Raw genomic sequence first — 14408 nt, 5'->3', positions numbered from 1 at the left:
TAAATCCTAATGAAATGAAAAAATTAATTCTAGCTTTTGTTCTGATTTCTGCAGGGATCGCCGGATGCGATTCTGGATCTACCACAGAGACTTCTTCTGGGTCTTTTGATTTTTCGGTCTCTATGGATACCGTGAAAATTGATGCAGCAGAAGACTTGCTGTTTGTAGGCTGGAACTTGGCATCTTCCGGGGAATCGGCAGACGGAAAATACCTTTACAATTTTAACCGAAACGAGCCCATTTCGCTTGAAATCATCAGTTTGGAAGAGTTGAAATTGGAGAAAATTATACCGATGGAATTGGAGGGGCCTGATGGCGTTGGAAGTGCCTACATGTCCAAAGTGCTGCTTACCAAAGAGGGTAATCTGATTTTAAGTGATGGATATCAGATTTCTGCTTTTGATAAGCAATTCCGAAGAGTCTCCAGTTTTAGAATGGATAAAGACGAATTCATCGTTAAATCTCTACCGGAAGGACGTCGGATCTGGCTGGATCAAGCCTTTTCGCAGGATGGAAAAAAATTGCTTGCCTTCTATGGTGGACCTAACATGGACGATCCAAAAGAAGGGGTAATCAGCATTGATTTTGAATCCCAAACTTCTAAAATCATTCCGATAGAGTGGCTAAGTTCCTGGAAAAAACATCAGATTACCCAGTTGTATGAGGGCCGCCCGATGAATGCTGTTTTTTCTCCATCAAACCTCCTGGTCAAAGGTGATTCCTTGATTTTCTCGGTGGGTGCTGAAAACAAAGTCCATTTCCTGAATCTGAAGACAGATTCTATTTCCACTAAAACTTATCAAAGCCAGTTTACCCCTCAGCGTTCAAGCTTGAATTTCCCGGAAAGTGTGGATTCTGAGGAAAAGTTTAGAGAATTGCTGAAAGAGAAACAGAAGGAGGTTCGCTATCGAAATTTGCTTTATGACTCAAAAAACAAAGTTTATTGGAGGTTTACTACCGAGGAAAGTTCTTCGAAAAAATCCGTTTTGACTGTCTTTTCGGAAGATTTTGAACAATTGGGTGAATTGCTCTTGCCTGAGGGATTCAAGGTGCCTTCCAAAACTTTTGTAAGCAATGGAACCATCTATACTTACCTCAATCAGGATGATGAAGTTTATTTTGTCAGGTTGAAGCCCGAATTTTCAAACTAAGCCAAGCCCAATCTTTTCTTTACCGTCAATAGGTTTTCCTGCTTTTTGGGTTCGCGGTGGATGCGACAATATTCTGTGTGGTAATGGTGCTTTTCCAAAAACACCAGCTGTAGTTCATCCCAGGCTCTTTCTGAAAAAGTAGGGTTGAAGTGCTTGAGTTCTTGGTAAAGTGTGCGGCCGATTTCCTCAAAATGGTCTGTACCTAGGTATTCCAAGTCGGCATCTGCGAGGATTTTTTCCAAATAGTTGTTTGGGCTTTGGGGGATCTTAGTAGCCATGATCATCCCATAAATTTTCTCCCGGTCCTCCAGAGAGTACTCATTAGCTAAATAGCCTTCGGCAATTCTACAGCCTTTTTCTTCATGATCTTTGGGATTATCGATAAAGCCCGTGTCATGGAACAAGGCTGCTAGCTTCAATAGCTCAAGGTCCTTGGCACTGACATCTGATTCAATGGCCAGAAAAATAGCCCGATCCAAGACATACTTGGTATGATCGAGGTTATGATAAGTCAGATAAGAGGGGAGTTTTCCCAAAATATCCTGATAAACAGTATGTCGAATGTCTTCAAAATCCATCAGTTGTGCTTGCTTCCGATTTGTTTGATAATTCCCCCTTTGACTTCCTTGATTGTTTGGACATAGAAGAAGGCTTTTGGGTCTATAAGTTGAATTGCTAATTTGATCCGATGGACTTCCAATCGGGTCACCACGGTCATAATTATATCGCAGGGATGATGGATATGGAAAGTCTCTGGAAGATAGCCTCTTTCCCCCTTGTAGACAGAGATGGCTTTTCCGAATTCTTTCACAATAAGTTCTTTTACCTTTTCATCCTCTTTGGAAATTATGGTCAATGCCGTGTATTCCTCAAAACCTTCTACCACGTAATCTGTCATCTTGATCGCGGTGAAATAGGTCAAAATAGAATACATCGCAGCTTCTATCCCGAAAAACCATGCCGCAAATAGCATGATCAGTGAATTTAAGAAAATGGTAATCTCACTGGCAGACAGGGCAGAGTTCCGTTGAAAGTAGGCCGTAATTACCTCAAAACCATCAATTAGCCCTCCGCCACGAATAATAAGGCCTATTCCCACTCCCATCAAAGCCCCACCAAAAACAGCGATCAGCACCTTGTCCTCTGTGACCGTCGGGATTTCCAGGAAGTGGAGAACTAGAGTTAACAGGAAAATGGACAGAGCAGATTGAACGGTGAAGGTCTTGCCGATTTTTTTCCAGGCAATGGCCAAAAACGGAAAATTGATCAATACCAGAAGCAAATTAAGATCCACGTCATACTTCAGATTGACAATAATGGCAATACCTGTGACCCCTCCATCCAAAAACTTATTGGGAAGCATAAACGCTTCCAAAGCAATGGAAGCACACAAAACTCCAACCATTATTGAGAACAGTGAAATTGGATTAAATACTGCTTTCCAATTGACTGGATCTTTTTTATGACTCATTTATTGAAGAGGGAAAAATTAAGATTAAGGGGATTGTTAAAACCGAATGTCATCATAAAATCACGGAAAACCCAAAAAAAGATCACTTTATTAATTAGGTTAAAGTATTAAAAATCATGCAATCATAAAAATAACAAGCCAAAATCAGCTCAATCCAGTCTTGGCAAACTGAGCTTGTATTTCATAGCGATTAGGCGGATCGAAATAATAATGCTCATCGAAAGTAGCAGATTGTAATTTCGTTCGAGGCCCAAATAATCCAGCACCAAATAGGCAACCGCACCCACCAAGCAGGCAGAAGCATAGATTTCCTTCCGGAAAAGAATCGGGATCTCATTGGTCAGAGTATCACGGATTACTCCTCCCATCACTGCGGAGAACATTCCCATAATTGCCGCTATTTCGACCCTCACTCCCAGATTTAGGGCTTTTTCCACTCCCAATACGGTGAAAAAACCAATACCAAGGGTATCAAACAAAAAGAAAGTCTTTCGAAGGCGGCTCAGTAAATGAGGAAAAAGGAATGCCGCAAGAATCCCCAAAAGAATCGCATAAAGAAAATGGATGTCCCCAATCCACACCAAGGGATAGCTATCCAGTAGAATATCCCGGAGAGTTCCTCCCCCAATGGCCGTAATGAATCCAGTAAACCCAGCACCAAACAGATCGTGTTCTTTTTCCCGAACCGCCAAAGCTCCCGAGATTGCGAAGACAAAGGTTCCGATTAATTCTAAGGCATACTGTAACTCCATCTTATGCTTTTTCTGTGGATAAATTTTCTTTTGGGTGTTTTTCCATCAGGAATACTCCCATTTCCCTTTGATTCAAAACCAAGACAGTTTTGGGGCTTTCCAAAAACCTAAAGCCAATTTCTTCCAATTTATTCGCATACTCTGGAAGAAAGACAAATCTCTCCGAACCATCAGGAAGGTGGAATCTTCCATTTCCGAGAGTTTCCATCTGAGAATTGATTCCTCCGAAAGCCGTGCACATCCTAAACCAAAAAACACCACCGGGTTTGAGAACCCGATGGATTTCTTGGACCATTTGCCAAAAGTTATCCACATTTTCGGCAAAATGAAGCACGGCAGAGCAGATCAAGGCATCAAATGCCTCTGAATGGAAAGGAATTTCCTCAAGCTTACCTTCCTGAAAGCGATGTACGTCAAATCCTGAATTAAGGCTTTTGGCCAAATACCTGCAGTATTGAATGGCAATTTCATTCGGGTCTATACCAAAAATCTGATATCCCTTTTGAATGAAATAGGCAGCGTTTCTCCCTTCCCCACATCCAGCATCCAAGATTTTCATTTCCTTGGAAAATCTGCCTTTGAGTATCTGGTCCAAAAGGTAGATATCCACATTTCCTAATAGCCTATTCAGTTCCTGAATTTCCATTTTCAAATCGGTTGAGGGCTTCAATCGCTTTTTGTCTGCCAATTTCAATCATTTCCGCAGACCGGTGAAATTCTAGGGTACTGGCCTGTTTTCGGGAGATTTTTATGCTGATGTCCACAGGGTATTTTTCTTCCAGCAATTCACAAAAGCGAAATTGAAGCAAATCAAAGGATCTTGTAATCAGATCAATAGAAGAATAGGATTTGGTCTTTTCTTCCTTTTCCTCTGGAAAAAACTGACTCATTTTGCTTCTGAAATCCTTGAGCCAACCCGGTACCCGGATGTATTTATTGCCTTCTTGGTCGTTTTTGGGAGGGGGCATAAAGTGATCCTCAGGGGCATTGACGTCCACCACGATCAAGAGCGTGTCTCCGTGATTTTCCAAGAGTGAAATTGGAACTGGATTGACTACTCCTCCATCGATAAACTCCCGCTCTAGGTATCTTGCGGGCTGAAAGACGGAAGGAATACTTCCTGAAGCCCGAATGGCTGAATAGAGTTTACCTTTTTTGAAAATGTATTCTTTGCCGGTTTTGTAATCCACCGCATTGCAGGAAAAAGGAATGGACAATTCCTCAATATCACAGTCAGGGACTACATTTTTCAGGGCCTTGTAAACTTTTTCCCCTTTGATAAATCCCCGGCTTGAAAAGGTAAAGTCCATCAAGGAGAATACGTCTATCCGGTCCAGGTTGCAAATCCAGTCCTTAAACTCCTGCATTTTTCCACTGGCGTACATTCCTCCGACCAAGGCCCCAGCCGAACAGCCGGCAATTTCCTGAATTTGGTATCCTCTACTTTCCAACTCCTCGATCACTCCTACATGCGCTAATCCCCTCGCTCCACCACTGCTCAAAACCAATGAAACTTTTTTCTTTTTTGACATATCTTTAGCTGGAAAAATCACCTTTATTCACCAAAATTGAACCGAAATTAACCATTATGAGCGAATTTAAACCCTTTCATCTGGCATTCCCGATCCGGGATATCGAAGAAACCCGAGAGTTTTACGGGAATCTCCTGGGCTGCGAAATCGGCCGAAGCACCGACAAGTGGATAGACTTCAACTTTTTCGGGCATCAGCTTTCTGCCCATATCAAACCTGAAGAACTTGCAAACGCAAAAACCAACGAGGTGGACGGAAAAAATGTTCCTGTACGCCATTTTGGGGCTATTCTGGGTTGGGATGAGTGGCATCAGCTCGCCGACAAGCTGAAGGCACACGGAATCAATTTTGTAATTGAGCCTTATATCCGATTCAAAGGCGAAGTTGGAGAACAAGCGACGATGTTTTTTCTGGATCCTTGCGGAAACGCTTTGGAGTTCAAGTCATTTCAAGATCCTTCGCAGATATTTGCCAAATAAGCTGTTTTGAAGACCTATAAGCTCCAAGGAAGGATAGGAAGAAAAATCTCCTATGAAGGTAAAGACTACCTGTATTTTACAGGCACTTCTTATCTGGGAATTGACCAGGTGCCGGAATATGAGGCTTTGCTTCTCGAAAATATCCGAAAATGGGGCTTTAATCATGGTTTGAGTCGGGTAAACACTGTTAGGCTGGATGTTTTTGAGGAGTTTGAAGAGAGGTTTGCACAGGGGGCCAAAGCTGAGGCTGCTGCCGTGGTAAGCTCTGGTTACCTAGCTGGTATCTCCGCTTGGCAGCATTTATTTCCTCAAGTTGAGACCTGTTGGATTGCTCCTGATACTCATCCTGCGATCCTACCAGAAAAAATAAAGCCTGATTTCCAATTGAATTTTATGCAATGGAAAAATCAGTGTTTGGAGCTTTCTTCTAGCCTTACTCCGCAAAAAATTCTCATTCTTGGAAATGCAGTAGATCCTTTGAGTTCAGCAATCCACGATTATTCCTGGGTAAGTGAAATTGCCAAAAAACATGAAGTATTCTTGCTCATTGACGATAGTCATGCTTTTGGAGTTATAGGAGAAGGCTTGTTTGGAACCTATGGAACTCACCTTGATCCTTCGGTCAACCTTATGATCTCCGGTAGTTTGGGGAAAGGTTTGGCCATGCCCGCAGGGATTATTCTAGGGAAGAAAAAAGATGTCGAGGAAATAAAATCCAAAGCGATGTTTATCGGTGCCTCCCCAGGTTCACCTGCTAATCTCCAGACGTTTTGGGATGCGCATACCATATACCAAGAGCAGCACAGGAAAATTAAGGAGCTTTCGGCAACCTTTCATGATCAAATACGAGACTTATCCACAATTCATGGGAACCCGGAATTTCCGGTTTTTATCTACCAAGAATCTACTTGGGCTGAAAAATTGGAGGCAAAAGGCTTTATTACTTCCTCTTTTCCTTATCCTGAACCCAGTAGTCCGAAAATTTACCGGATCGTTCTTTCTGGGTTCCACACCAACCAAGATTTGTTTGACTTAACAGCTGCTCTACATGAAATTATTCAGTAAGAATAGACTTATCCTCGGCTTTTCGGTTCTTTTGATGTGGATAAGTTCCTGCCAAGAGAAAGCCCAAGTCCCGTTTCAAGATGGATTGGAGCAATTTCCTGTGCTGAAGAAAGTGCTTTCAGAGCCTGAGAAATATCAGGTGCAGATTATCTATACCCGGATTGACCGCAACGAGCACGGGAATCCTCTTTTTACGGATTTTTATTTCAGGCTTGACGATGAGCATTATTTCTATCCAGCCTCTACCGTGAAATTGCCCATAGCTCTTTTGGCCCTGGAATGGTTGGAAGAACAGGGCATCGAGGGTCTTGATTTGGATACACCGATGCGGATTGACTCGGTGAGGCCCTCTCAAATCCCGGCCTATGTGGATAAGTCGGCTGAAAACGGCTTACCCAGCATTGGGCATTACATTAAAAAGATTTTGCTGGTCTCAGACAACGATGCCTCCAATCGGCTTTACGAGCTGATGGGGATGGATTATATCAACCGGAAGCTTCGGGAAAAAGGCTTGAATCATACCGTGATCACTCAGAGACTTAGCTTTCCCATATCCCCTGAGGAAAACCGATATTTCAACCCAGTCAGATTTGTGGATAAGTCTGGAAAATCCTTATTGGAACTACCAGGAAGGCATTCGGATAGTGTCTATGTCGTGCCCGGCCTTCCTAAAATAGGAAAGGCTTATTATAGCGGTGATAGTTTGGTTGACGGGCCAATGGATTTTTCATTCAAGAATAAATTTGCCCTTTCAGACCTGCATGGTGTAGTCAAGAGAATCGTATTTCCTTCGGCTTTCTTTGAATCAGAGCAATTCCATATTTCGGAGGATCATCGAAACTTTGTCCTCAAACACATGAGCATGCTTCCCCGAGAAAGCAAGTTTCCAAGCTATGATTCCGAGGAATACTATGATGGATATTCTAAGTTCTTCAAATTCGGAGCAGGTAAAGATTCGATTCCTTCCAATTTTCGGATTTTCAATAAGACGGGTTGGTCTTATGGATACTTGATTGACGGGACCTATTTTGTGGATTTTGAAAACAAAGTAGAATTTTTGGTTTCAGCCGTTGTATATGCCAATGAAGATGAAATCCTAAACGATGACAAATACGAGTATCAGGAATTGGGACTGCCTTTCTTCGCAGAACTCGGAGAATATCTTTATCAAATCGAGTTAAGGAGGAAAAAGCAGATAGACCCTGATTTCTCCTCACTCAAATTTTCTTACTGAGAATCAATACGAAAGTCGGTGAACAGAATCAACAATTGGGTGTGGATAAGTGTGGCCCAGTTGAATCTTTAAGTTCTTGAGATGGGCTGTGGATAAGTCCCAAGGTTGATGAATATCAAAGCCTTGTAAATTCTTTAATTCTGGAATCCAAAGCCTTACAAAATCTCCGTTGGGATCGTAGTTTTTACCTTGACGGAGAATATTGAAGTACCGGCTTTCCCTTGGATCGTTGCCCACTCCGGCCACATACATCCAATTGCCCCAATTGGAGCAGACATCATAGTCGATCAGTTGGCTTTCAAAATAGCTCGCTCCCCATGTCCAATCAATTCCTAAATCATTGACCAGGAAACTGGCCACATTTTGACGGCCTCGATTGGACATAAAGCCCGTGCTTTTCAATTCCCGCATATTGGCATCCACAAAAGGAACTCCTGTTTTCCCTTCTATCCAGCTATGAAAGAGATCTGTATCCCTTCTCCAGGAGTCCTTTTGATGTCGGATGCCTTCTATATGAAAGATTTTATCTCCATGTTTTTTGGAAATAAATCTGAAATAATCCCTCCAAATCAGCTCAAAAATCAACCAGTAGGTGCTATCATTCTTTTTCCGGTCTTTCTCGTATCGCTTTACTTCGTAGTATATTTTCCTGGGAGAAATACACCCCAAAGCCAGCCAAGGGGAGAATTTGGAGCTATAGTCCATCCCAATCAGCCCATTTCGGGTTTTTTTGTAAATCTTCAGGAGATCTCTTTCCCAAAAATAGGACTGGAGTCGCCCTAGCGCAGATGACTCACCACCTTTAATCTCCAACCACGACTTCTCATCCTGCTTGGGTTCATCCAGTCCATAAGATTTGATATTTGGGATTTCCCCTGATGAAGTGAGGAATTCATCTTTTGGGAAATTGATCGTATTCGGGCTTGGTATAAGCTCCCTGATTGGGGAAGACTTTTCAAGTTCTTTTCTGAATTGGGTGAAAACCTCCGGAACCTGCTTGACAGGAAAAGGCAAGTCCTCCAAATGAAATAAGGTGCTCTGCCAGAAACTTTCGCAGGCTATTCCCTGAGAAAAAAGCGCCTTTTCCAAAGACTTTTCCACACTTCTTTCTTCAGAGGTTACTTCCTTAGAAAAGAAGACCGCTTTTATCTGATACTGTACAGCAAAATCTTTCAGGGCTTCTTCAGGCTTTCCATTTAGGATAATAAGGTCCCCACCGATTTTTCTCAGAGAATCTCGAAGATTCTGAATGGCTTCCATGAGGAATTTCGCACGGATCGCTCCGGTTTTAGGAAACCCTAAATCCGTCTGGAAAAACATCCTCGGATCTACGCATACTACAGGAATAATCTCCTCCCCTTGCTGAATAGCTTTGCTCAAAGCTTCATGATCATGGAGCCTTAGATCATTACGAAACCATACTGCAATTCTGCTGAACTTCATGTCTGCCCAACAGGCTGTTCAAGAAAAGTGTTTGAAAACCTCCGCAAATTGTTTTTCTGAAAAGAGCATTTCAAAAGGAAATCGTTTTCCTGTCGAGGAACAAATACTTTTCTTCTTCTGAGTCATGCTTTTAAAATCCCAAGCTTTAATTTCAAGAAAAATACATTTGGCATGATTCAAAGAATATCCCCTCTTCTGTTCTCCTTACTGTTTTTTGCCTGTTACCACCAAGTCAGTCCTGAGCTTGCCATTTTTGAGGATCTGAGTAATCAAGAAGGCCTAAAAGGAAAGGCGGAGTATTTAGCCTCACCATTTGTAGCCGCTGGAGATCGCGTGTATTTGATTGGTCATCAAAACGGGACATTTCCTGATATGGGTTGGCATGTCGAAGGGGAAATGGGAGGAATTTGGCTACATCCGATCAAATTGATGGATGGTTTTACGGCTTCGTTGAGTCTGGAAGGGAAAGTTCACTGTTTGGATCAGGCGGAGTCCTTCACCAATTATCCTTTTTCAAACCTCCTTCAGTTTAAACCCCAAGGATCGGGAGTGGAAGTCGATCGCTTACAATTTGTTCCGGATGGAAGAGAAGGAATGACGGTTTTGTATCGGATCAAAAATGTGGATAAGTCCGAAAAAACCATTCAATTTCAGTTCAATGCCTTCGTAGATTTAAGTCCGGTGTGGTTGGGTGAACGAAGCGGAATGGTGGATCAAGCGGATGTGATCGCTTTTGATGAAGTCACTCAAACCTTCACTGCCAAGGACCAAGGTAACCCTTGGTTTACGGTTTGGGGCACAGCAGAGGGAGTTTCGATTTCTCCTGAAGAAGCTACGTGTATGTATTCCCCAAAAGGGAATGGAGCTTCAGCAGGCTTTACCTTGGAGGTAATTTTGCCGGCAGGGTCTGAAAAAATCATTCCAATCTATATTGCCGGATCTACCGAAAGTGAGCTCAAAGCTTCCCAGACTTTGGTTGATTTAAGGAAAAATCTATCTCAGGATTGGTTTGCTAAAAAGCAGCGTTTTGAGTCTTTCGCTCAGCTTTCTGAGATACAGATCCCGGATAAGGACCTACAACAAACCTTCCAATGGATCAAGTACAATACAGACTGGCTCGTTCGGGAGGTGCCTGGAATCGGCAGAGGGTTTGGAGCGGGCTTACAGGATTATCCCTGGTGGTTTGGTGTGGACACCGAATATACGGTTCAAGGCTTAATAGCAACGGGAAGGAAAGATTTGGTGTATGATGCCTTGGAACTTATCCACAATCTCTCGGAAAAAGAAAATGGCAACGGTCGAATAGTCCATGAGGTGAGCACCAATGGGGTTGTATTTAATCCAGGCAATATCAATGAAACTCCCCAATGGGCTTCCACCGTCTGGGAAGTCTATCGATGGACCGGAGATCGTGATCTCCTTGAAAAGTATTTCCCTTCCATTGAAAAAGGGCTAAAGTGGCTGATGGAGGAAAACGATAAAGACGGAAATCTACTTCCTGATGGCTATGGCATGATGGAAATCCATGGGTTGAAATCGGAAATGATTGATGTAGCCGTTTATACCCAAAAAGCCTTTAGGGATGCGGCTAAAATGGCCGAAATACTCGGAAAAACGCAACTTTCAAAAAGTTATCAACATACTGCGGATCAATTGGCCCAAAAGATCAATGCCGATTTCTGGGTGGAGGAATTTGGGAGTTATGCGGATTTTATAGGCACAGCTGAAGAGGCGATTCATTTAATTGAAGATGCTATGGTTAGGGCAGATACCCTGAATAAGCCGTGGGCCGTAGAAGAATTGAAGGCCACTAAAACCAAGTTATCCACATTTCCCAAGCAAGAAAAAAGAGGTTTTGTAGTCCATCATAATTGGGTGGTGAACACACCCATGGAAACAGGAATCGCCGATCCCGAAAAAGCAAAAAAGGCCTTATCCACCGCCAGAAAATATACCAATCCTTTTGGAATGTTTGTGACAGGAATTGATCGGGATGCCAGTGCTGAGCGGGAAGACGGGTCTTTTTCCGGAAGCAAGGTGTTTTCCTACACCGGAGCGGTGATGACCTTGCCAACTGGAGTTGCAGCAATAGGAGAAAACAAGTATGGAAACCCTGATGGAGCTTTGGATTACCTGCAAAGAATGACCAAAAGCTTTGGTTTTGCATTGCCAGGTTCCATGTACGAGGTCTCTCCTGATTACGGCATGTTCACTCAGGCCTGGAATATGTATAGCTTTGCGGTGCCGATAGTCATGCAGTTTTTTGGAATTCAGCCTGATGCGGGAAATAAAGTTATCCACATTCGCCCGCAAATGCCTACTAAATGGGAGGAGGCGAGTATTCAAAAAGTAAGGGTTGGAGAAAATGAAATCAGCATAAGCTATGTGGATAAGTCAGGCCAAAGGATCATAGAGGTAGAACAAACCCAAGCCAAATGGGGGCTTTCCATTGAATTTCCGGAGGAGTTTTCTCAAGTAAAAGTTCTGGGTAAAGAGGTCAGTTCGGATACTCAGAATGGATTTAGAAGGATCTTAATGACTGGAAAAAAAGTTCGGATAGAAGCTAGTCGAAAAATATGAACATTTTGTTTTTTTTAATTTTTGTGATTTTAAATTTTCCGAATCAGGAAACGGAATGTTCTTGTGATGATAAAGCTGACCTTGAAATTTCTCAATTGGCGAAGTCTGGTTTGGTTTTTAGAGGAGAAGTTCTTGAAAAAAGAACTGAAAATTTCCAGGATTTAGGATATCGAAGAATTGCAATATTTAAAGTCAATGAAGTATTCCTTGGAGATTTGGTTGAAGCCAAAGTTGAAATAGGGTATGTATTTATGGGACCATGCACAGTTGATTTTCATCCAAAGAATGAATATTTGGTCATTGCAGACACTATTCCTGGATTTTCTTGGTTTTCCACAGGATATTGTTCCGGAAGCCGAAGAATTAGGGACATGAGTAAAAAAGACCAGAGCTTGCTGGAGGAGTATTTGAAGGCTAATTAATTACAAATTCAACCAATAATTCAGCTTCAGCACCAAGCTTCTTTGCTTGGGCATAAAATCTCCCGGGAAGTAATTATCCGTATAGACTAGGAAGAAATCCGACACCGGTGCATATCTCCACTGCAATCTGGTGTTGATATTTAGGTTATCAATTTGGTTGTTGTATTGGATGAAGGTGGTCCAGAAGATTTTCTTCGAGACAGTCAGATCAATTCTTGGCCCTACCAAAACCAAATCTGCATCTTTCTGTGGCTCTGGAAGTCGGATTCTGGCATAATTAAAGTTCATGGAAATATTGGCGATATAGCCCATCCGGACGCCCATCTGGCTGGTCAACCTTGCAAAATTTCCGGTGTAATATTCTCCGGCCTCAAAATCCAGATCGATGTTGAAAGTGTTTCTGGGGTTGCTTTTGTATTGGATTTGTACCGTCTGATTCGAATAATCTGTACCCGCCAACAACTGCTCTCCACCCGTTCTCGTAGGGTCAAAATTTCTGAACAAATAGATATATCGGTTCTTTTGGGTGATTTCCAGCTCTGAAAGAGAATTGAATCTCACCAAATATCCAAAATTGATATCCCTGTCGGTTTGTCCGATTTCGTCATTCCAAAAACGCTCGAGCTCCAATTTTGGACCATGACGATTGATGGTTTTGGAGTTCGGATAAAAGAGATAAGCCACGTCCGGATTAATTCTTCTATAATTTACCCTTGGCACAAACCCAACCACCGGGTTAAAATCCGGCCCGATATCCTGGAAGCTGAAGCTCCATCTCCAATGAATGTCAGAAAAAAGGATATAGGCATTCAAAGCATAAGGAGATTCCTTTTTCTCATATTCGAAAGTGCGGTGATAAAAGGCTTTCCCGGTCCACTTTCCATCGGCCGAGTTGAGGTTATAGTCTGCTCCCAAAAGTCTGTTGTAAGCCGTGGGATTAAATACCTGGCGATATTCATCCAAGGCCAAAGACTCCCGGTCCACGAAAATCAATCCGACATTGGAGCGCGTAAAGACCTTTTTTTGCAAGGCAAATACGCTGAAATTCTTGCCTACCACTCCGGCGCTTTCATCCGTTGCGGTTTGCATATTCATGGCGCCTATTCTCCAGTTTTCATTGATTTTACCGCTGACCCTGGCACCGTAGAGAATTTTACTCTGGACATTTTGCCCAGTGGCCGAGTCGATATCCACACCGATTCTTCTGGAAAAGAAAGGTCTGGCCCGAGGATGGCCAAAGCTTTCGAACAAGTCTCCGTTTTCAAGGAAGAACTGTCGTCGTTCTGGGAAGAAAATTTCAAATCTGTCCAGATTGGTCACTTGCTGATCGACTTCTACCTGAGAAAAATCAGGATTGAATGTCAAGTCCAAGTTCATGGCAGGTCCGATTCCCACTTTTGCATCACCACCAAAAGATGGAGACAAAGGCTCTTGAGTGCCTTCCAGGAAATTTTTTGAAGTGCCGGCAGCGGTGTATGGGATTAAAGAAATATTGGCTGAATTTTTCTTCAGGGGTTCTTCAAAAATCAGTTTTTGCAAGAAGGCAGTACTGATAATGGGAAAGTTTCTGGGAATTGGTGCCCAAGTTGACCTTTCGCCCTTATGGCTGTCAATTCTATAAAAATTCACATTCCAGTTTTGAGCCCCTTCATTAAACCGCAAAGTGGACAAAGGAATAATCACCTCCACTTGCCATTGATTTTCCAGGATTTTTGCCTCTGCATACCACTTGTTATCCCAAGCCAAATTCAAATCCTCAGATCGGGTGCCACCATTAGCAAGTAATGCTTCTCGCTGAACTCCATACGGGTTTACGCCAAACTGAAACGCATTGGTTTTATCATTAAAAGTGTCAAACACAAAACTGATCCCGTCATTTTGCTCGCCTCGGTAGTCTCGACGCAGAGACGTGGATACATATTTTCTTGGGCCATTATTTTCCATAATGGCAGCGATATAAAGGTTGTTTTCGTCAAAACCGATTTTCACCCGGGTGTCCATGTCAGCCCGGGAGGTGTCGGATGGAAAATACTGCATAAAACTTCCATTCCAGCCTTCAGCATCTGTCCAGAAAGGTTCGTCTAAAAGACCGTCTAATTGTATAGGCTCTTTGACTTTAAAGGCAAATGCATTCTGCGAGGATTTATTCTGTGCCTTTGCCAAAAATGACATTAGCAAGAACAATAAGAGCGGAGTTATTCGGTAAAGTTTCATGTAAGGTCGTTGCCACAAAAGTAATCCCCTCCTTTCAGAACCAAACCGGAATTTTATCAATGGTT

At 42.6% G+C, this 14408-nt stretch carries 13 protein-coding genes; 6 read left to right on the top strand and 7 right to left on the bottom strand.

Annotation, left to right across the window (positions count from 1 at the left end; translation table 11 throughout):
• Positions 1–14 precede the first annotated feature (14 nt).
• Positions 15–1151: a DUF4221 family protein gene (locus tag G458_RS0104220; protein ID WP_026950804.1), complete on the top strand. Its 1137-nt coding sequence runs from the start codon at positions 15–17 to the stop codon at positions 1149–1151.
• Here G458_RS0104220 and G458_RS0104215 read toward each other — a convergent pair.
• The 5 genes from G458_RS0104215 to G458_RS0104195 all read right to left on the bottom strand — a co-directional run bounded on the left by G458_RS0104215 (position 1148) and on the right by G458_RS0104195 (position 4906).
• On the bottom strand, positions 1148–1729 hold the full coding sequence (locus G458_RS0104215; protein WP_035467710.1) for an HD domain-containing protein: 582 nt from the start codon (positions 1727–1729) through the stop codon (positions 1148–1150). The genes G458_RS0104220 and G458_RS0104215 overlap by 4 nt on opposite strands.
• Complete coding sequence (locus G458_RS0104210; RefSeq protein WP_026950802.1) at positions 1729–2622, bottom strand: YitT family protein; 894 nt, start codon at positions 2620–2622, stop codon at positions 1729–1731. The genes G458_RS0104215 and G458_RS0104210 overlap by 1 nt, the downstream gene beginning before the upstream one ends.
• A 149-nt stretch (positions 2623–2771) precedes the next feature.
• A complete protein-coding gene (locus G458_RS0104205; protein WP_026950801.1) occupies positions 2772–3374 on the bottom strand; it encodes a trimeric intracellular cation channel family protein in 603 nt (200 codons plus the stop codon).
• 1 nt (position 3375) lies between these two features.
• On the bottom strand, positions 3376–4020 hold the full coding sequence (locus G458_RS0104200) for a class I SAM-dependent methyltransferase (RefSeq protein ID WP_026950800.1): 645 nt from the start codon (positions 4018–4020) through the stop codon (positions 3376–3378).
• Positions 3998–4906, bottom strand: coding sequence for a patatin-like phospholipase family protein (locus G458_RS0104195; RefSeq protein WP_026950799.1), 909 nt, complete (start codon positions 4904–4906; stop codon positions 3998–4000). Before G458_RS0104195 ends, G458_RS0104200 begins: the two co-directional genes overlap by 23 nt.
• 56 nt (positions 4907–4962) lie before the next feature.
• Here G458_RS0104195 and G458_RS0104190 point away from each other — a divergent pair, with 56 nt between their 5' ends.
• From G458_RS0104190 to G458_RS0104180, 3 genes are read left to right on the top strand one after another with little or no spacing between them, the layout of a single operon-like run.
• Positions 4963–5385 carry a VOC family protein gene (locus G458_RS0104190; protein WP_026950798.1) on the top strand — a complete coding sequence of 141 codons (423 nt, stop codon included), beginning with the start codon at positions 4963–4965 and terminating at the stop codon, positions 5383–5385.
• Positions 5386–5391: 6 nt separating this feature from the next.
• Entirely contained in the window at positions 5392–6450 is a 1059-nt protein-coding gene (locus G458_RS0104185) for an aminotransferase class I/II-fold pyridoxal phosphate-dependent enzyme (protein ID WP_026950797.1), read from the top strand.
• Positions 6434–7684, top strand: a complete 1251-nt coding sequence (locus tag G458_RS0104180) for a serine hydrolase (RefSeq protein WP_026950796.1) — start codon at positions 6434–6436, stop codon at positions 7682–7684. The genes G458_RS0104185 and G458_RS0104180 overlap by 17 nt, the downstream gene beginning before the upstream one ends.
• A 3-nt stretch (positions 7685–7687) precedes the next feature.
• Here G458_RS0104180 and G458_RS20165 read toward each other — a convergent pair whose 3' ends face one another.
• Complete coding sequence (locus tag G458_RS20165) at positions 7688–9127, bottom strand: DASH family cryptochrome (protein ID WP_035467708.1); 1440 nt, start codon at positions 9125–9127, stop codon at positions 7688–7690.
• A gap of 171 nt (positions 9128–9298) precedes the next feature.
• On the opposite strand from G458_RS20165, the gene G458_RS0104165 reads away from it, so the two are divergent.
• Together G458_RS0104165 and G458_RS0104160 are read left to right on the top strand one after the other, a co-directional pair.
• A complete protein-coding gene (locus tag G458_RS0104165) occupies positions 9299–11707 on the top strand; it encodes an alpha-L-rhamnosidase-related protein (RefSeq protein ID WP_051287014.1) in 2409 nt (802 codons plus the stop codon).
• Positions 11704–12129: a hypothetical protein gene (locus G458_RS0104160; protein ID WP_026950794.1), complete on the top strand. Its 426-nt coding sequence runs from the start codon at positions 11704–11706 to the stop codon at positions 12127–12129. The genes G458_RS0104165 and G458_RS0104160 overlap by 4 nt, the downstream gene beginning before the upstream one ends.
• Here the strand turns inward: G458_RS0104160 and G458_RS0104155 are convergent, their stop codons facing one another.
• Positions 12130–14343: a DUF5916 domain-containing protein gene (locus G458_RS0104155; RefSeq protein ID WP_026950793.1), complete on the bottom strand. Its 2214-nt coding sequence runs from the start codon at positions 14341–14343 to the stop codon at positions 12130–12132.
• Between the last annotated feature and the right edge of the window lie 65 nt (positions 14344–14408).

It is taken from the genome of Algoriphagus mannitolivorans DSM 15301, from assembly GCF_000429425.1.
Taxonomy (GTDB): Bacteria; Bacteroidota; Bacteroidia; order Cytophagales; family Cyclobacteriaceae; genus Algoriphagus; species Algoriphagus mannitolivorans.
Note: the sequence above shows the minus strand (reverse complement) of the source record. Positions and strands in the feature narration are given on the sequence as shown.